Origin of the sequence: Methylomonas stagni, from assembly GCF_050154735.1 — a bacterium.
Classification (GTDB): domain Bacteria; phylum Pseudomonadota; class Gammaproteobacteria; order Methylococcales; family Methylomonadaceae; genus Methylomonas; species Methylomonas koyamae_A.
Genome location: NZ_CP189557.1, coordinates 2,714,388 through 2,730,770 on the forward strand (window position 1 = coordinate 2,714,388; position 16,383 = coordinate 2,730,770).

The 16,383-nt window shown below is 53.3% G+C and carries 21 protein-coding genes and 1 pseudogene; 17 read left to right on the forward strand and 5 right to left on the reverse strand.

The genetic code is table 11. The features are described from left to right. Window positions 1–9 precede the first annotated feature (9 nt). From ACP4CD_RS12505 to ACP4CD_RS12520, 4 genes and pseudogenes are all read left to right on the forward strand, one after another. Window positions 10–321, forward strand: a complete 312-nt coding sequence (locus tag ACP4CD_RS12505) for a GIY-YIG nuclease family protein (RefSeq protein WP_426991164.1) — start codon at window positions 10–12, stop codon at window positions 319–321. A 92-nt stretch (window positions 322–413) separates the two neighbouring features. Next, window positions 414–1,259: an urease accessory protein UreD gene (locus ACP4CD_RS12510; protein ID WP_426991165.1), complete on the forward strand. Its 846-nt coding sequence runs from the start codon at window positions 414–416 to the stop codon at window positions 1,257–1,259. A 538-nt stretch (window positions 1,260–1,797) separates the two neighbouring features. Further along, window positions 1,798–2,121, forward strand: a complete 324-nt coding sequence (locus ACP4CD_RS12515) for a hypothetical protein (protein ID WP_426991167.1) — start codon at window positions 1,798–1,800, stop codon at window positions 2,119–2,121. Between the two features lie 159 nt (window positions 2,122–2,280). Then, window positions 2,281–2,826, forward strand: a pseudogene (locus ACP4CD_RS12520) (REP-associated tyrosine transposase). 336 nt (window positions 2,827–3,162) lie between these two features. On the opposite strand, the gene ACP4CD_RS12525 reads toward ACP4CD_RS12520, so the two are convergent. Both ACP4CD_RS12525 and ACP4CD_RS12530 read right to left on the reverse strand, forming a co-directional pair. Then, window positions 3,163–3,423 (reverse strand): Txe/YoeB family addiction module toxin, encoded by a 261-nt coding sequence (locus ACP4CD_RS12525; RefSeq protein WP_426991168.1) that lies wholly within the window; start codon window positions 3,421–3,423, stop codon window positions 3,163–3,165. Then, window positions 3,420–3,671 (reverse strand): type II toxin-antitoxin system Phd/YefM family antitoxin, encoded by a 252-nt coding sequence (locus ACP4CD_RS12530; RefSeq protein ID WP_426991169.1) that lies wholly within the window; start codon window positions 3,669–3,671, stop codon window positions 3,420–3,422. Before ACP4CD_RS12530 ends, ACP4CD_RS12525 begins: the two co-directional genes overlap by 4 nt. 132 nt (window positions 3,672–3,803) lie before the next feature. Between ACP4CD_RS12530 and ureA the strand changes: the two genes are divergently transcribed. From ureA to ureC, 3 genes are all read left to right on the forward strand, one after another. After that, window positions 3,804–4,106, forward strand: coding sequence for an urease subunit gamma (ureA, locus tag ACP4CD_RS12535; RefSeq protein ID WP_020482653.1), 303 nt, complete (start codon window positions 3,804–3,806; stop codon window positions 4,104–4,106). Between the two features lie 129 nt (window positions 4,107–4,235). After that, window positions 4,236–4,553, forward strand: a complete 318-nt coding sequence (locus ACP4CD_RS12540; RefSeq protein ID WP_071155242.1) for an urease subunit beta — start codon at window positions 4,236–4,238, stop codon at window positions 4,551–4,553. Further along, window positions 4,550–6,271 carry an urease subunit alpha gene (ureC, locus tag ACP4CD_RS12545; RefSeq protein WP_426991171.1) on the forward strand — a complete coding sequence of 574 codons (1,722 nt, stop codon included), beginning with the start codon at window positions 4,550–4,552 and terminating at the stop codon, window positions 6,269–6,271. The genes ACP4CD_RS12540 and ureC overlap by 4 nt, the downstream gene beginning before the upstream one ends. A 93-nt stretch (window positions 6,272–6,364) precedes the next feature. Here the strand turns inward: ureC and ACP4CD_RS12550 are convergent, their stop codons facing one another. Together ACP4CD_RS12550 and ACP4CD_RS12555 are read right to left on the reverse strand one after the other, a co-directional pair. Continuing rightward, window positions 6,365–6,931 carry a hypothetical protein gene (locus ACP4CD_RS12550; protein WP_313728966.1) on the reverse strand — a complete coding sequence of 189 codons (567 nt, stop codon included), beginning with the start codon at window positions 6,929–6,931 and terminating at the stop codon, window positions 6,365–6,367. 85 nt (window positions 6,932–7,016) lie between these two features. Further along, window positions 7,017–7,373 (reverse strand): hypothetical protein, encoded by a 357-nt coding sequence (locus ACP4CD_RS12555; protein WP_168032017.1) that lies wholly within the window; start codon window positions 7,371–7,373, stop codon window positions 7,017–7,019. A 534-nt stretch (window positions 7,374–7,907) separates the two neighbouring features. Here ACP4CD_RS12555 and ACP4CD_RS12560 point away from each other — a divergent pair. From ACP4CD_RS12560 to ACP4CD_RS12570, 3 genes are all read left to right on the forward strand, one after another. Next, window positions 7,908–8,609, forward strand: coding sequence for a hypothetical protein (locus ACP4CD_RS12560; RefSeq protein WP_426991172.1), 702 nt, complete (start codon window positions 7,908–7,910; stop codon window positions 8,607–8,609). A 405-nt stretch (window positions 8,610–9,014) separates the two neighbouring features. Then, window positions 9,015–9,920 carry a hypothetical protein gene (locus ACP4CD_RS12565; RefSeq protein WP_426991173.1) on the forward strand — a complete coding sequence of 302 codons (906 nt, stop codon included), beginning with the start codon at window positions 9,015–9,017 and terminating at the stop codon, window positions 9,918–9,920. A 255-nt stretch (window positions 9,921–10,175) separates the two neighbouring features. Further along, complete coding sequence (locus tag ACP4CD_RS12570) at window positions 10,176–10,382, forward strand: hypothetical protein (protein ID WP_426991174.1); 207 nt, start codon at window positions 10,176–10,178, stop codon at window positions 10,380–10,382. Window positions 10,383–10,573: 191 nt separating this feature from the next. Here the strand turns inward: ACP4CD_RS12570 and ACP4CD_RS12575 are convergent, their stop codons facing one another. Further along, window positions 10,574–11,158 (reverse strand): hypothetical protein, encoded by a 585-nt coding sequence (locus ACP4CD_RS12575; RefSeq protein ID WP_426991175.1) that lies wholly within the window; start codon window positions 11,156–11,158, stop codon window positions 10,574–10,576. A 460-nt stretch (window positions 11,159–11,618) separates the two neighbouring features. Here ACP4CD_RS12575 and ureE point away from each other — a divergent pair, with 460 nt between their 5' ends. From ureE to efpL, 7 genes are all read left to right on the forward strand, one after another. After that, window positions 11,619–12,050, forward strand: coding sequence for an urease accessory protein UreE (gene ureE / locus ACP4CD_RS12580; RefSeq protein WP_426991176.1), 432 nt, complete (start codon window positions 11,619–11,621; stop codon window positions 12,048–12,050). Continuing rightward, entirely contained in the window at window positions 12,040–12,714 is a 675-nt protein-coding gene (locus tag ACP4CD_RS12585; protein WP_426991177.1) for an urease accessory protein UreF, read from the forward strand. The genes ureE and ACP4CD_RS12585 overlap by 11 nt, the downstream gene beginning before the upstream one ends. A gap of 304 nt (window positions 12,715–13,018) precedes the next feature. Next, window positions 13,019–13,639, forward strand: coding sequence for an urease accessory protein UreG (gene ureG, locus ACP4CD_RS12590; protein WP_064026849.1), 621 nt, complete (start codon window positions 13,019–13,021; stop codon window positions 13,637–13,639). A gap of 281 nt (window positions 13,640–13,920) precedes the next feature. Then, complete coding sequence (locus ACP4CD_RS12595) at window positions 13,921–14,262, forward strand: hypothetical protein (protein ID WP_064026847.1); 342 nt, start codon at window positions 13,921–13,923, stop codon at window positions 14,260–14,262. 126 nt (window positions 14,263–14,388) lie between these two features. Next, entirely contained in the window at window positions 14,389–15,081 is a 693-nt protein-coding gene (aat, locus tag ACP4CD_RS12600; protein ID WP_168032031.1) for a leucyl/phenylalanyl-tRNA--protein transferase, read from the forward strand. Beyond that, entirely contained in the window at window positions 15,069–15,797 is a 729-nt protein-coding gene (locus tag ACP4CD_RS12605; RefSeq protein ID WP_426991178.1) for an arginyltransferase, read from the forward strand. Before aat ends, ACP4CD_RS12605 begins: the two co-directional genes overlap by 13 nt. A gap of 3 nt (window positions 15,798–15,800) precedes the next feature. Next, on the forward strand, window positions 15,801–16,367 hold the full coding sequence (gene efpL, locus ACP4CD_RS12610) for an elongation factor P-like protein EfpL (RefSeq protein WP_064026840.1): 567 nt from the start codon (window positions 15,801–15,803) through the stop codon (window positions 16,365–16,367). Window positions 16,368–16,383: the final 16 nt, after the last annotated feature.

The window sequence follows — 16,383 nt, forward strand, 5'->3', positions numbered from 1 at the left end:
GGAAGCAGAATGTTCTGGGTTTATATCCTTCGCTGCGCCGACGGCAGCTATTACACCGGCCATACCGATAATCTCGAAAAACGAATAGCCCAACATCAAGCTGGCGAATGCGGCGGCTACACTTTATCGCGTCTTCCGGTAGAGTGCATTTGGTCTCAGGCAACCAGCACGCGAGAAGAAGCGCTATCGGCGGAACGGCAAATCAAGGACTGGAGTCGGAAAAAGAAAGAAGCCATGATGAGAGGTGATTGGGCTGAAGTTAGCCGGCTTGCGAAAAGTCAATCCGTTCATCCTTCGACAAGCTCAGGACGAACGGATTGACTTTGTTACCCACCTCTAATTACCGGTCGTCCTGAGCTTGTCGAAGGGCACGCAAAATAAGGTTTCGAACCCTGAACAACTAACAGGTTCAAATGAGTAACGAGCTCGCGGAGAAACAGTTTTGTAGTCAATCGTTCAGCCACTGGGAAGCCGAACTCACTTTAGGTTTCGCCCCACGTGGATCCAAAACCGCCTTGGTCAACCGCACCCACCGTGGCCCCTTGACCGTGCAGCGGCCCTTCTACCCTGAAGGCGGCGTCTGCCATGTCTATTTGCTGCATCCGCCCGGCGGCGTTGTGGCCGGCGATCAGCTAAGTATTACAGCCACTGTCGAACCCGATGCCCAAGCGCTGATCACCACCCCGGCCGCCGGCAAGTTTTATCGTAGCGGCGGCGGCGAAGCGCGGCAAAATGTCAATCTCAGCGTCGCCGACGGCGCCAGCCTGGAATGGCTGCCGCAGGAAACCATCGTTTACGAAGGTGCGCGCTTAAATTCCAGCATGAATATCGATTTGGCCGAACACGCCCGCTTCATCGGCTGGGAAATATTAGCCTTGGGCCGCCCGGCTGCTGGTGAAGGCTTCGATAACGGGGCAGCCACTTTAAGCTGGCGCATCAGTCGTGCCGGGCGCATGGTTTACATGGAACGCTTGCATCTGGATGCGGAAGCCTTTAAGGCCCGCTGGGGTTTGTTTGGGCATTCAGCCTGTGGGACGCTGTTTGTTTATCCGGCTACATCTTCGCATTTGGCCGCGGTGCAGGAATTGATTGGCGATGAGGCAAATCGCGGAGTGACTTTGATTGAGGGTTTGTTGATTTGTCGGGGCTTGGATCTTAGGGCGGATTTGTTGAAGGGGTTTTTTGAGAGGGTTTGGGGGGTGGTAAGGGTAGATGTGGTTGGGAAGGAAGTTTGTGCGCCGAGGATTTGGGCGACGTAAGCATGTTTGTTTTGTCTGGTGTCGTCGTATCGGTTTACAGCGGTCTTACTGAACGCGTCATTCCGGCATGGATTGCCGGAATCCAGAAGCCATGGATGGCTTCGAGTTGGGATTTGGTGTCGCTAGCGCGACGGTTGTTTTTAATGTCGGGTCTCGGCCCGACAGCCGAGATACTTTCTTTTGCTTGGCCAAAAGAAAGTATCCAAAGAAAAGCCACCCCATGCCGCTTGTATCCTGCGCGCCGAAGGGTTTGAACGGGGTTTTCGGAAGGGCTATCCCTAGCCCTCCGAAAACGAGCGGCATCCCTGCCGCTCCCCTGCGGGCTGATCCGTTCAAACCCTCCGGTGCTCGGCGCGGCATCAGGGGATTAACCCCCTCTCGTGAAAAATGGTTGTTGGATAAATTTGTAATTTAGGTTTCAAGGTCTATTGTAGGATGCTACCGAAAATAGGAAGCGCATTGATCGCGACCGATGCGCCTCACTCCGTTCGGCGCATCCTACGGCTCCAATATATTAACTTTTTATGGGACAAAAGTAATGAAGAATCAACTTGAAGCGATAAAACTTTTAAAAGACTGGAGTACTTGGTTAGTGACAGTACAGACTGGAGTTCTTGGTCTATTTGGGTTGCAAGGTAAAACCCTAAATGATTTGACATTAACCTGTTTTATTATTTCTATAGTTATTGCAACTTTTATATTAGGCGCTTTACCTTCCATATTACAAAGGTCTGAAGATGACTCAAATATACATCAAATGATTCTGTTTGAATGGTTTCCGGCACCTCTGTATGTGGCAGCATTTCTACAACATATATTATTTATCATTGGCGTAATATATCTTGCTTGTTCAATAAAATAGTAAATTTAGGATGCTCGGATGTTAGTGGTGCATCTTTCGTAAATAATGATTTTTAAAAATGCGCCTTTTTCAAGCTAGCTTAATTTAGAGCCGTAGGTCCGATTAGCGAAGCGTAATCGGACGCATGTTTAAAACTAACGAAAGCCGACATTAAAAACCATGCCCAATTACCGACGAGCCTTTATTCCGGGTGGCACATGGTTTTTTACGGTGAATTTGCTGGAGAGAAAAATAACGACCTACTGATTCGGGAAATCGATTTATTGCGAGACACGGTGCGAGGGGTGCGTAAGCGTTACCCTTTTCAAATCGACGCCTGGGTGGTATTGCCTGATCACATGCACGCGGTTTGGACCTTGCCGCCGGGTGATGCGGATTTCAGCAAGCGTTGGCGGTTGATCAAAAGCGGATTTTCTCGGGCGTTGCCGAAAACGGAGTATCGGTCCAATGTTCGAAAGACCGCTGGGGAACGTGGAATTCACCCAAGGGCATAAGTGGCAGCGACCTTTTTGGGAACATTCCAGACGTGACGAAACAGACTTTGAACGCCATGTTGATTATGTACATATCAATCCGGTTAAACATGGCTTGGTTGATCGCGTCATTGATTGGCCATATTGCAGTTTTCATCGGTATGTTGAAAAAGGCGTGCATTCTGCGAATTGGGGTGGCGATTTGGAATTCGTGGTGCAATGGGATGATTAACATACGTCCGATTAGGCTGCGCTAATCTGCCCTACCGATCCAGATTTTTGTACTTGAGATTTCGGGACGGTTTTCTCCCCTGATGCCGCGCCGAGCACCGGAGGGTTTGGACGGATCAGCCCGCAGGGGAGCGGCAGGGATGCCGCTCGTTTTCGGAGGGCTAGGGATAGCCCTTCCGAAAACCCCGTTCAAACCCTTCGGAGCGGAGGATATAAGCGGCATGGGGCGGCCTTTTTTTGGGTACTTTTCTTTGGCCGTCCAAAGAAAAGTACCTCGGCTGTCGGGCCGAGACCCGACATTAAAATAAAGCCGTCGCGTTAGCGACACAACTCTAGGTCAATACTCATAGTGATACCGCAACTGCGCAATCAACAATGTATCCCCGGTAACCTTATAAACGATTCGATGCTCGTCGTTTATCCGCCGCGACCAATAGCCGGACAAACCGTGTTTGAGAGGTTCTGGCTTACCGATGCCCTCGAACGGCTGGCGCTGGATTTCCTTGATGAGTTGGTTGATGCGTTTAAGAATGGCCTTGTCGGTGGTTTGCCAGTAAAGATAGCTATCCCAGGCATCGGCGGAAAAAGTGATTTTCACTCGACTAACTCATGCTCCGTGCCTTGGCCAGACTCCAGCTCGGCGATGGATTCCAGCAAGCGGCGGGCGTTGGCTGGCGAGCGCAATAAATAGGCGGTTTCCTCCATGGCTTGGTAGTCTTCCAAAGACAGCATCACCACCGGGGATTCGCTTTTGCGGGTGATGATGATGGGGGCATGGTCGGCGCAAACCTTGTCCATGGTTTTGGCTAAATTGGCGCGAGCGGCGCTGTAACTGATGGCGTCCATTAATGCTCCTGTTGTACGAAAAACTGTACGACACAATAACTCGGAAGGTAGGCCTATGCAAGTTGGGAAACATTTAACCGCGATACAACTTACCAACATTCCAAACACTACTATTTAGCTGACGATAACGCCATGCAATTAACCCCAAGAGAAAAAGACAAACTCCTCCTCTTCACTGCCGCCCTCCTCGCCGAGCGCCGCAAGGCCAGAGGCTTGAAACTTAACTACCCGGAAGCCGTGGCTTATATCTCCGCCGCGATCATGGAAGGCGCCCGAGACGGCCAGACCGTGGCCGAGTTGATGGCTTATGGTCGCACGCTGTTGAGCATCGACGACGTGATGGACGGCATCGCCGAGATGCTGACCGAGGTGCAGGTGGAAGCGACGTTTCCCGACGGCACCAAATTGGTGACGGTGCATGAGCCGATTGTTTAATCATCGCGTGGGCACAAAAAGCACGTGCCCACCCTACGACAATTCGTCAGAAAGCAAAGAAAATCCAACATGTAGGGTGGACACGATTTATCGTGCCCACGCGGAAAAAATGAATAAAAGGAGCCCAATATGATCCCCGGAGAAATCTTCCCAGCCGCTGGCGACATCGAACTCAACGCCGGCCGCGCCACCGTTAAAGTCTTGGTTGCCAACAGCGGCGACCGGCCAATTCAGGTCGGCTCGCACTATCATTTTTACGAAACCAACCCGGCTTTGCACTTCGACCGCAGTGTGGCCTTGGGTTTTAGATTGGATATTCCGGCCGGCACCGCGGTGCGTTTCGAGCCGGGCCAGCAACGCGAGGTGCAGTTGGTGGCTTTTGCCGGCGAGCGCAAAGTCTACGGCTTTCGCGGCGAGGTGATGGGCGCATTGGAGAAAACCGCATGAGCAGAATCAGCAGAACCGCTTACGCCGACATGTTCGGCCCCACCACCGGCGACCGCCTGCGGCTGGCCGACACCGATTTGATTTTGGAAGTGGAAGCCGATTACACCGTTTACGGCGACGAGGTGAAATTCGGCGGCGGCAAGGTGATCCGCGACGGCATGGGCCAAAGCCAGCTCGGCAACGACCACGCGGTGGATTTGGTGATTACCAACGCCTTGATCATCGATTATTGGGGCATCGTCAAAGCCGATGTTGGCATCAAGCAGGGACGAATTTTCAAAATCGGCAAGGCCGGTAATCCCGACATTCAACCGGGTGTGGACATCATCGTCGGCCCTGGCACGGAAGTCATCGCCGGCGAAGGCCAGATTCTGACCGCCGGTGGTATCGACGCCCACATCCATTTCATCTGCCCGCAGCAAATCGAAGAAGCGCTGTGCTCCGGCGTAACAACGATGATCGGCGGCGGCACGGGACCGGCCACCGGCACCAACGCCACCACCTGCACACCGGGGCCGTGGCATCTGCAACAAATGCTGACCGCGCTGGACGGCTTGCCGATGAATTTCGGTTTGCTGGGCAAGGGCAACGCCAGTCTACCGGGTGCGTTGGAGGAACAAATCAAAGCCGGGGCGATGGGCTTGAAACTGCACGAAGATTGGGGCACCACGCCGGCGGCGATTGACTGCTGCCTGGGCGTGGCCGACGATTACGACGTGCAGGTGGCGATCCACACCGACACCTTGAACGAATCGGGCTTTGTCGAAGACACCTTCGCCGCCTTTAAGGGCCGTACCATTCACACCTACCACACCGAAGGCGCCGGCGGCGGCCATGCGCCGGACATCATCAAGGCTTGCGGTCTGAACAATGTGCTGCCGTCGTCGACTAACCCGACCCGGCCCTACACGGTCAACACCGTCGATGAGCACTTGGACATGCTGATGGTCTGCCATCATCTTGATCCCAGCATCCCGGAAGACGTGGCCTTCGCCGAATCCCGCATCCGCCGCGAAACCATCGCCGCCGAGGACATCCTGCACGACCTGGGCGCGTTTTCGATGATTTCCTCGGACTCGCAAGCCATGGGCCGAGTCGGTGAAGTGGTGATCCGCACTTGGCAGACCGCGCATAAGATGAAGGTGCAGCGTGGGCATTTACCCACACCCCTAACCCCTCTCCCTAAGGGTGAGGGGGCCGACAATTTCCGCATCAAACGTTACATCGCCAAATACACCATCAATCCTGCCATCAGCCACGGTATCAGCCACGAAGTGGGCTCCATCGAAGCCGGCAAGCTGGCTGACTTGGTGCTCTGGCAACCGGCCTTCTTCGGCGTCAAACCCAGCTTGGTGATCAAAGGCGGCTTGATCGCCGCCGCGCCGATGGGCGATGCCAACGCCTCCATCCCGACTCCGCAACCGGTGCATTACCGGCCGATGTTCGGCAGTTTTGGCCGCACCGCCGCCAACAATTCGATGATCTTTTTGCCGCAAGCGGCAGTGGCATCGGGTTTGGCCGAGCAATTGGGACTGCAAAAACGGGTGGGTACGGTGAAGAATACCCGGCACATTGGCAAGGCGGATTTGAAGTTGAACAACTATCAGCCGGTGATGGAGGTTTGTCCGCAGACTTATCAGGTGCGGGCGGATGGAGAGTTGTTGATTTGCGAACCGGCGGTGGTGTTGCCGATGGCGCAGCGGTATTTTTTGTTTTGAGGACGATTTAGCCATCCCTATCCCGTGTCCGGCCCGGTATCGGCCAGCCACGACAAGAAAGGGATGGCGGAAGAAAACTCGCCAGCCGTTGGCTCAGGAACCCGGTCTGGGGGCTTTATGGGGCGGAACCGGTTCGTCGATGCTGACGGTGTCGGCTTCCACTTGCTGAGCCATCGCTTCGATGATTTCCGGCGGAACACCGGATTGCTTGAGGCTTGCCCGTAACTCTGCGCTCAATTCCGCGCCGGTTCGTTCCGCGACCGGTTCTTCGGGCTGAACGGGACCAGCAGATTCCTGTTCTTTCAAAGTCTGTTCCATTTGAGCAATATGCTCATCCGGTAAATGGTTAGCTCGCATCGACGCAATCATCTCGGCATTGGCTTCGTTACGCGCAGCCTCATCCTCGGGCGACAAGCTATTGGCTGGCGCCAGCCGTTGGCGCTCGTGCGGGGGTAATTGAGTGTCCTGAGACATTGCGGTATTTGCCGGCGGAATATCCAGCCTTCTGTTCGCGCCGACCGCGATAACCGGCGCGGAAGCTGAAGCGGCATGTTCCGGTGCCGCCGGATGGCTCTCGCCGCGATCCGGAAATTGCTGACCGGCAAAATATCCGCTCGCAAAAATGCTAGCCACACCCAGTATTGAGACAAATTTGTTCATGATCTTGACCTAGTTTGAGTTTGCTCGGAGCGGAATCTCGGTCGGACGAATCAGGCCAAAGATTCCGCATGATCCGGTTTAGCGATTAATACTCGTACAGATAGGTTAAAGTACCCAGGTAGCGGAAAGATCCGGAAGTTGGGCAGGCTGCAGTGCCGGTATCACCGTACAAATACAAGCTTTGATGGTTTTGCAGCGCCATTTTTGCCTGGATCAAGGCGGTTTGATTATAAGTCAAGAAATAGTTGGTATAGCCCGGCAATACGCTGTGCTCGGGCACCGTGTAAATATAACCGTAGGTCGTACCGTTTACATTATATTCGTAGACGCCGGTGACAGTGGTCCAACCTCCGCCACAACTCGCGGCATTGGCGGCACTGGCGCCAAACATGGAAGCAGCAATTACAGACAGCATTAACAACAGATTTTTGATAGTTTTCATGAGACTCACCTTAAAGATAGTAAACACAAGGACTAATTAACCAACACTGCGTTTGAATCTGGAATATCACTTACTCGGAAATGGGTAATATCCAAATGCAAGGGCAGTGTGTCCGTAGGTCTTCGCGATCATTTTTTTAATCTCCGCGAAACTGTTTGGGACGGTGTTAATTTAGGGAAACTATCCTTGGCGCTCTGTTAAGTTTTAGACTGGAAAAGTGTGACAGTTTCCACGCTTTATTTCGGGCGGCCATTGGCGCAAACGCGGATGACTCTCTCGGTATCTCGCGATATGCGGCGGGCATCTGGGGTTTGAGACAGCATCGGCACTGCGGCGCCCAGCCGGACATGCCTAGTTTGCGGTGGTAAATCCAAGGCGCGGCTTGCGCTACTCAAAGCGTTTAACCGGTGCGGTGCGATTCGAAACCGGGCCAACAACGCCAATTGTCTTGTCGATGCTGTCTCCGGCGGCAAACGCAACGCAAAAAGCCTTGCGCGCAAGGCTCCGAGCGATAAACGCAAGCCAAAAAGCCTTGTGCGCAAGGCTCCGAGCAATAAACGCAAAACAAAAAGACTTGGGCGCAAGGCTCCGAGCAATAAACGCAAAACAAAAAGACTTGGGCGCAAGGCTCCGAGCGATAAACGCAACACAAAAAGACTTGGGCGCAAGGCTCCGAGCGATAAACGCAACACAAAAAGATTTGCGCGCGAGACTCCGAGCAATAAACGAAAGGCAAAAAGCCTTGCGCGTGAAGCTCGGAGCATTAAACAAAAAGCAAAAAGACTTGCTCGTGGAGCTCCGAGCGTTAAACAAAAGGCAAAAAGCCTTGCTCGTGGAGCTCCGAGCATTAAACAAAAGGCAAAAAGCCTTGCTCGTGGAGCTCCGAGCGTTAAACAAAAGGCAAAAAGCCTTGCTCATGGAGCTCCGAGCATTAAACGAAAGGCAAAAAGCCTTGCGCGTGAAGCTCAGAGCATTAAACGAAGAGGGTGTCCTGAATTTTGTGTAAACGGGTTGGGTGTTGATTTTTTGTATCGCTGGAGCGACGGTGGTTTTAATGTCGGTTCGCGGACCGACAACCGCGATACTTTTCTTTGCTCCGCCAAAGAAAAGTATCCAAAAGAAAGGCGGCCCCATGCCGCTTGGCTCACTCGGCACATCCTTGTGCCTCGCCCTTCGGGTGCTATCGCATGCAAATCGGCTATCCTGCCGATTTGTCCTGCGCTCCTGCGGGTTTGAGCGGGGTTTTCGGAAGGGCTTTCCTAGCCCTCCGAAAACGCGCGGCATCCCTGCCGCGCCCCTAACGGGCGAATCCTCTCAAACCCTCCGGTGCTCGGCGCGGCATCAGGGGATTAACCTCCGCGGTGGATAAGGTATTGTATGAATTTGAAAGCTAAATTTGAGGCGTAGGGTGGGCAATTTTGCCCACCATTTGACGTTAATTCCGCGTGGGCACTAAATCGTGCTCACCCTAGGTTGCTGAAGGTGCAAAATCGTAGGGCGCCAATAGGCGTAGCCGTATTGCGCCGCATGTTGGTCTTTAATCATTCGGCGCATTACGCTACCGCTAATACGCCCTACACGGGCCTTTTAAATCATTGAGTTGCAGTTGCGAATGGATTTTTAAGCCACAGATTCAGGTTTATGAAAAGAATAGTTGAAGCAATTAATTCTGAGATTATTAGTCGGTTTAGCAGTCCATTTATGGGGTCTTTTTTACTTGCACTAGCAGGCGCCCACTTTAGATTAATTCTTATTCTAATTAGTCAAGGAAAATTTGAGGAAAAACTAAAATATATCGACGCGCATCCAGAGCTATTAGATTACCATTCTGTATGGCTTGCCTTTGAAATTGCTTTGATTTATGCAATTGGCTATCCAGTTCTAGATATTATCATTTCCTGGACTAGGGAATGGATCGCAATATTTAAAGAATGGGCTGTTCTTAAAGCACAAAGAAAGGAATTTGTCGACAAAGAGATGCAGCATGATTATTTTAAGAAATTCGATGACGAACTAAATGCTCTTAAGGATAGGATAAAGAAGCTTCAGGATGGAGAGTTAATGGCATTAAAGAATTATAGGCAGCTTTCAGATGATTTGCGCAATCGGGCAAAGTATATGTTTACGCTTTATCTTTGTGCGATAGCAAACGTTGACAACGATGAGGCAATTAAAATAGCTGAGCATGGGCGTTTATTTCTTCCTCTGCAAATGCCGGAAGAAAGTTTCGAATGGGCGGAGGTTGATAGACCAAGGATTGTCAATATCTATACAAGTTTTCCATTCAAACAACAATTAGTTGACGGTCTAAATATAATTCTAAAACATGAACGAGATGTTAATGGCAAGAGGTTTATTGAAAGAACTGCCTTTTTTGATGCATGTAAATGGGATGAAGATTTCCGAGGCCTATTTGATCTTCTCATATCCTTTGACGTGCTAGAGATTTCAAGTAGCAAAGCCAACGAATACGAGGTAAAAGTAGATGATGCACATATAATCCGCTTTATTCGATTATTAACTGGCGAATATAAACTGACTCGCTGATTTTTAAATCCGCTTATTTTTCTCAAGCAACTAGCCTCACCCCGCAAGACAGCTGGCGTCCTCGATTCCGCTATATATTTGGCTTGACTTGGATAACGGTATCTACGAACGAGATTTTTGTAGCCCACGTAGGTCCGATTAGCACAGCGTAATCGGACGAATGTTAAACCAACCGATATTTAGAAGTCGCAATAAACCATGCCCAATTACCGACGTGCATTTATTCCCGCTGGCACATAGTTTTTTACGGGGAATTTGCTGGAGCGTAAAAACAACGATTTATTGGTTCGCGAAATCGATTTGTTGCGTGCAACGGTGCGGGCAGTAAGAAATCGCTATCCGTTCGAACATGAGGATTACTTGGACGTTAAACCGGTTAAGCATGGCTTAGTTGAACACGTTATTGATTGGCCGAATTCCAGTTTTCGTCGTTATGTTGTATCCGACAAATTGGGGCGGTGATGCCAAGGCGGTTGTTGACGGGGATGATTAACATCCGTCCGATTACGCTTCGCTAATCGGACCTACTATCCTCCATTGACGTCTTTTCATTTTGGGAGGGTTTTTCTCCCCTGGTGCCGCGCCGAGCACCGGAGGGTTTGGGCGGATCAGCCCGAAGGGGCGCGGCAGGGATGCCGCGCGTTTTCGGAGGGCTAAGGATAGCCCTTCCGAAAACCCCGCTCAAACCCTTCGGAGCACAGGGCAAATCGACAGGATAGCCGATTTGCATGCGATAGCACTCGAAGGGCAAGGTATATGAATGTACCGAGTGATTCAAGCGGCATGGGATGGCCTTTTCTTTGGATACTTTCTTTTGGCCAAGCAAAAGAAAGTATCGCGGTTGTCGGTCCGCGAACCGACATGTAAAAAACTCGTCGCGACAGCGACACAACAAAACCAAAAGACATCAAGGCCAGTAGAGAGAAAACCAGGAATGATTTTCGTAGCGAAAGTATCGTGGCTGTCGGGCCGAGACCCGACATTTCAACCACCCGCCCCGACAGCGACATCAAATAAATAAGCGTCATTAAATGGCATTTTTCATACTGATTTTGTTGTTTGTGGTTTGTATCGGTTTGTGTTTCATTGACCAATGCCCGCATTGCCAGGAATACAGGTCGTTTAATAAAACCGGCCAGAGCCGGCAATTGAAACAAGCCGTATATGAATTGGAATATTTCTATCGTTGCAAACGCTGCGGGTATAGTGAATGGCGGAAAATTGGCCCCAGTAATCATTCAAACGAAGGCGGCGGTGGCTGCTGATAATTTTATGCTTCCCCACGCGCTGCGCCACTGCCATTTAGTTAAGAACGGATGCTCCCCTCTGCCTCAGGAAGAGCTAGGGTGAGAGCGATAAATAGGCAAGAAAGCTTTATTTTGTTTCCGTCATCCCAACCTTATCCCAAAGGGAGAGGGGCTTTTTCCATATGGATGCCGGAGGTATAGCAAGGCATGGAGCAATTGCCGAGGCCAAGCACAAATTCGTTTGGAATGAATTTGAACAACCGACAGGTTGGCCAAAGGGCGAAAACCAGGGACGATTTTCGTAGCGAAAGTAACGCGGTTGTCGGTCCGCGAACCGACATGTAAAAAACCCGTCGCGACAGCGACACAACAAGACCAAAAGACATCAAGTAATCTGGAAGCCGACGTGTCGGGTTACGCTTCGCTAACCCGACCTACACAAAAAAACCAAATGCTAAAACTCACCGAAACCACAGAATCCCAAGAATCTCCCGACGACACCCTAACCCTGCCCTTCGAGGCCCGGCAAAAGTCCCGGCAACCGGCCATTACCCAAGGCGGCGTTCAAGTCGGGGTGTTTTTGCCCAGGGGGCAAACCTTGAAGCACGGCGCGGTGCTGACCAACGAACAAGGCTTTAAAGTGCGGGTCAACGCCGCGCCGGAAGCCTTATCGGTGGTGAAATGCGCCGATCCGATGTTGTTCGCCCGCGCCTGTTACCATTTGGGCAACCGTCACGTGGCCTTGCAAATTTTACCCGGCGAACTGCGCTTTTTGACCGATCATGTGCTGGATCAAATGCTGGTCGGATTGGGTTTGACCGTCGAGCATCAAACCCTGCCGTTCGAACCGGAAGCCGGCGCTTATCATAGCCATGGTCACTAATTTAAGCTTGTTGCGGCTGCTGCAACTGGTCAGCCCCAGTTTGCCGATCGGCATGTACAGCTATTCCCAGGGGCTGGAAACGGCGGTGCATGACGGCTGGGTAACCAATGCCAAACAAACCGGCGACTGGCTGCGCGGCTTGTTGCACAACGGCTTGGGCAAGGTCGATGCGCCGTTGTTGGCAAGGTTGTACGATGCCTGGCGGACTAATGACCTTACGGCTGTCACGCATTGGAGCCAAACCCTGAGCGCCTGCCGGGAAACCGCCGAATTGCGCGCCGAGGACAAACAGACCGGCCAGGCCCTGGCGCGCTTGCTGATCAAGTTGGAGATGCCGGAAGCCCAGACTTGGCAAAAACGGCCCGATGCGACCTTGGCGGCCTTGTTTGCGCTGGCGGCAACCCGCTGGCAAATCGATAAAGCCGATGCGGTTGCCGGTTATTTGTGGGGCTGGCTGGAAAATCAGGTGCTGGGTGCGATCAAGCTGGTGCCGCTGGGCCAGGTGGCCGGGCAGCAGTTGCTGCAAAGCTTGGCCGGCGAGTTGCCGGCTTTGGTCGAGCGGGCGTTGCAATTGAATGACAACCAGATCGGCGGCAGTTGTTTCGGTCTGGCCTTGGCCAGCAGTCGCCATGAAATGCAATATTCGCGGTTGTTTAGGTCCTGAGGTTACAGGTGGGCACCTACTGTGCCCAGCTTGCGCTTCGATGCCGTTAAGTTAAGCCGTTCATGGTTCGACAGACTCACCACGAACGGCTTAACTTAACGGCATTGCCCTACGCTCTGTTCGCCCTGTCGAAAAGCTTGCCACCCCAGGCTTCGACAAGCTCGGCCCGAACGGAATACCGGTGATAAAGCGGGCCGGGTGAATAATTCGCCGCTACCGAGAGACGCATCCTCGCTGCCGCACAGCGGAATCGAGGTTGGATCAACTTAAATTCCCGGATTGCATCCGGGCAACTGGAGACAACATGAACGACAAACAAGTCTTAAGAATCGGCGTCGGCGGCCCGGTCGGTTCCGGCAAAACCGCTTTGGTGGATGCGCTGTGCAAACGCATGCGCGAAGAATTTCAAATCGGCGTGGTCACCAACGACATTTACACCCGCGAGGATCAGCAATTTCTGATCCGTAGCCAGGCGCTGCCGGAAGAACGCATCCTGGGTGTGGAAACCGGCGGCTGTCCGCATACCGCGATCCGCGAAGATGCGTCTATGAACTTGGCGGCGGTGGACGAGTTGTGCGAGCGCTTTCCGGAACTGGATTTCGTGTTGGTGGAAAGCGGCGGCGACAATCTCAGCGCCACTTTCAGCCCGGAACTGGCCGATCTGACGATTTACGTAATCGACGTCTCGGCCGGCGACAAGATTCCGCGCAAGGGCGGCCCCGGCATTACCAAATCGGATTTATTGGTGATCAATAAAATCGATCTGGCGCCTTACGTCGGTGCGTCGTTGGAGGTGATGGACCGCGACGCCAAGAAAATGCGCGGCGAGCGGCCGTTCGTGTTTACCAATATCAAGGCCGGCGTTGGCCTGGACGCCGTCGCTCAATTCATCGTCACCCAAGGCATGTTGGCCGCGCCGGTTTAAACCGGGCTTGCCGTTCTGGGGTTTGTCGACGACATCGTTGCCGAATCCCCCGCTCTTCATTACCTCCGAACGCCGTATTGATTTGGTTCTAAACAGTGCCTAATCGGCATCGGGCATGTTTTGCGTGCATTCGCGGCGCGGCAACTTAACAGTATTAGTCCGCGCCGTTTGGAGCGAAAAATATTATTTGCACCGCGCGACAGTTTTCAGCCATCATCCGTGACTTTGCCCACCCAAGCGTTTAGAACTAAATATCCGTTACAAACCCGCCCGCGTCCATCTTGACCCACAACAAAATCTCCCGCCAGACCAATCTCCGCAAGCGACGCTATCGCTCGTACGGCTATGCCAGATCGGCATTGATTATTGGCGGCATCGCGCTGATAGTCTGGCTGACGTTCTTGCTACCGTTGTCGTTCGCGGTGCAAGCCAGCGACGGTCCGGTCCACAATTCGCTGTTGGTATTACGCTTGATGCAATACGGTTTCCTGGCCGCCAATGCTTGCGGCATGATGCTGGCCGCGACCTCGCTGTTTAAATCTCCCGCCAAACTGGAACTAGCGATTTTTGGCTTGACGTTCAATCTGGTCGATTTCGTGTTGGGACTGTCGCTGAATACGTAAGTCCGTTTTCAGCCCGACCGATACCCGCCCCCCGCGAAGTCTTAACGGCCGCCGCCCGCCAGCAATCCGCCGTAAGCCGGTTTGCTTTACAATGTTGGCAACTCCATTCATTCACGTCCGGCCAGCATGCAACTCAGCGTTCTCGACCCCCTGCGCCCCGGTCAAGCGTTCCCGCCGTTGGAACGCGCGCTGACCGAGCCTAACGGCCTGCTGGCGATAGGCGGTTGTCTATCGCCTCGGCGTCTGGTTAACGCTTACCGGCACGGCGCGTTTCCGTGGTTTAACCCCGGCGAACCGATCTTGTGGTGGTCGCCCGATCCACGCCTGGTATTGTTTCCGCAGAGTTTGAACGTATCGCGCAGCCTGGCGAAAACTCTGCGTAGAGGGCATTTCGAAACCCGCCGCGACACGGCTTTCGCCGAGGTCATCGAGGCCTGCGCCGCGCCGCGCCGGGAGGATGGCGGCACCTGGATCACCGACGATATGCGCGCCGCTTACCAAACGCTACATCAACTCGGCGTCGCGCATTCCTGGGAGACCTGGCAAAACGGTGAACTGGTCGGCGGCTTGTACGGTCTGGCGATCGGCCGAGTGTTCTTCGGCGAATCGATGTTCCATCGCGCCACCGATGCGTCGAAAGTCGCGTTCGTGGATTTGGTGCGTCATTTGGATAGCTGGGGTTACCAGTTGATCGACTGCCAAGTCAGTAGCGATCATTTACTCAGTTTAGGCGCAGAGGACATCCCGCGCCGCGAATTCGCGGCGGCACTGGCCGTCTTGTGCAAACAGGCACCGCATCCGCAAGCGTGGCAAATCTAAAATCGATTTCTCTTTGGCTGAGCGGCGAACAGGATTGCGCCTATCTGGACGATCGGCGCGCTCGCTCGGCCTTCGTCCATCCCGATACCGAACTGGATCCCGCCGTTTATTCGCGCCTGATCGAACTGGGCTTCCGGCGCAGCGGCGATCACGTGTACCGGCCGCATTGCGACCACTGCCAAGCCTGCATACCCACCCGCGTTCCGGTGCGAGAATTCCAACCGAACCGCAAACAACGCCGTTGCCTGACGCGGAACGCATCCACCCGGACCGTCATACGCGGCGCCGAATTCGATCCTCGCCATTTCCGGCTTTATCAAACCTATCTGCGGGCTCGCCACGACAAACCGGACGAAGCGCCGCCGAGCGAGGAAGATTATTTGCGTTTTCTCGGCAGCCGTTGGTGCGATACCCATTTCGTCGAATTCTTGATCGAAGGCCGGCTGGCGGCCGTCGCGGTCGTCGACGTCGTCGATCACGGCCTGTCGGCGGTATATACCTTTTTCGACCCGACCCTGGCGACCTACAGTCCCGGCGTGTATGCGGTGCTGTGGCAGATCGAATACGCCAAACAATTGGAGCTACCCTACGTTTATCTGGGTTTTTGGATCGCCGAATGCCGTAAAATGCGCTACAAAATCGACTATCAACCGCTGTCCGGCCTGATCGCCGGCCAATGGCAATCCCTTTTACCCCCTTCAATACACGAGGAATAAGCAGTGCCTAAAGCCAACGAACTCAAGCAAGGAACCGCTATCGAAATCAACGGCGAACCCTATGTCGTCAAAAGCATCGATGTGCGCAATCCGACGTCGCGCGGCGCGACGACCTTGTACAAAGTCCGCTTCACCCACATGAAAACCCGCCAAAAGCTGGACGAAACCTTCAAGAGCGACGACATGCTGAAGGCCGCGGATTGCTCGCGCTGCAACGTGCAGTATTCCTACCAGGACGGCGAAACCTATTACTTCATGAACAGCGAGACTTACGAGCAATACGCGCTGGCGGCGGAGGATTTGGAAGGCCAGACGCTGTATTTGAGCGACGGCCTGGAAGGCATCATCATGTTGCTGATGGACGACGCGCCGCTGGGCATTCAATTGCCGACGACGGTCACGTTGCAGATTGTCGAAACGCCGCCAGCGATGAAAGGCTCCAGCGCCACCAAGCGCACCAAAACCGCGAAATTGACGACCGGCCTGGAAGTGCAGATCCCGGAATACATCGAAACCGGCGAGATCATCAAGGTGAACACCGAAACCGGCGAATTTTCGTCCAGAGCCTGAGCCACGCCAACCGGCC

What these genes read in the sequence shown, in the direction of transcription:
- ACP4CD_RS12505 (WP_426991164.1), top strand. Translation starts at nt 10, where the DNA reads ATGTTCTGGGTTTATATCCTTCGCTGCGCCGACGGCAGCTATTACACC.
- ACP4CD_RS12510 (WP_426991165.1), top strand. Translation starts at nt 414, where the DNA reads ATGAGTAACGAGCTCGCGGAGAAACAGTTTTGTAGTCAATCGTTCAGC.
- ACP4CD_RS12515 (WP_426991167.1), top strand. Translation starts at nt 1,798, where the DNA reads ATGAAGAATCAACTTGAAGCGATAAAACTTTTAAAAGACTGGAGTACT.
- ACP4CD_RS12530 (WP_426991169.1), bottom strand. Translation starts at nt 3,671, where the DNA reads ATGGACGCCATCAGTTACAGCGCCGCTCGCGCCAATTTAGCCAAAACC.
- ureA (WP_020482653.1), top strand. Translation starts at nt 3,804, where the DNA reads ATGCAATTAACCCCAAGAGAAAAAGACAAACTCCTCCTCTTCACTGCC.
- ACP4CD_RS12540 (WP_071155242.1), top strand. Translation starts at nt 4,236, where the DNA reads ATGATCCCCGGAGAAATCTTCCCAGCCGCTGGCGACATCGAACTCAAC.
- ureC (WP_426991171.1), top strand. Translation starts at nt 4,550, where the DNA reads ATGAGCAGAATCAGCAGAACCGCTTACGCCGACATGTTCGGCCCCACC.
- ACP4CD_RS12550 (WP_313728966.1), bottom strand. Translation starts at nt 6,931, where the DNA reads ATGAACAAATTTGTCTCAATACTGGGTGTGGCTAGCATTTTTGCGAGC.
- ACP4CD_RS12555 (WP_168032017.1), bottom strand. Translation starts at nt 7,373, where the DNA reads ATGAAAACTATCAAAAATCTGTTGTTAATGCTGTCTGTAATTGCTGCT.
- ACP4CD_RS12565 (WP_426991173.1), top strand. Translation starts at nt 9,015, where the DNA reads ATGAAAAGAATAGTTGAAGCAATTAATTCTGAGATTATTAGTCGGTTT.
- ACP4CD_RS12575 (WP_426991175.1), bottom strand. Translation starts at nt 11,158, where the DNA reads ATGATTACTGGGGCCAATTTTCCGCCATTCACTATACCCGCAGCGTTT.
- ureE (WP_426991176.1), top strand. Translation starts at nt 11,619, where the DNA reads ATGCTAAAACTCACCGAAACCACAGAATCCCAAGAATCTCCCGACGAC.
- ACP4CD_RS12585 (WP_426991177.1), top strand. Translation starts at nt 12,040, where the DNA reads ATGGTCACTAATTTAAGCTTGTTGCGGCTGCTGCAACTGGTCAGCCCC.
- ureG (WP_064026849.1), top strand. Translation starts at nt 13,019, where the DNA reads ATGAACGACAAACAAGTCTTAAGAATCGGCGTCGGCGGCCCGGTCGGT.
- aat (WP_168032031.1), top strand. Translation starts at nt 14,389, where the DNA reads ATGCAACTCAGCGTTCTCGACCCCCTGCGCCCCGGTCAAGCGTTCCCG.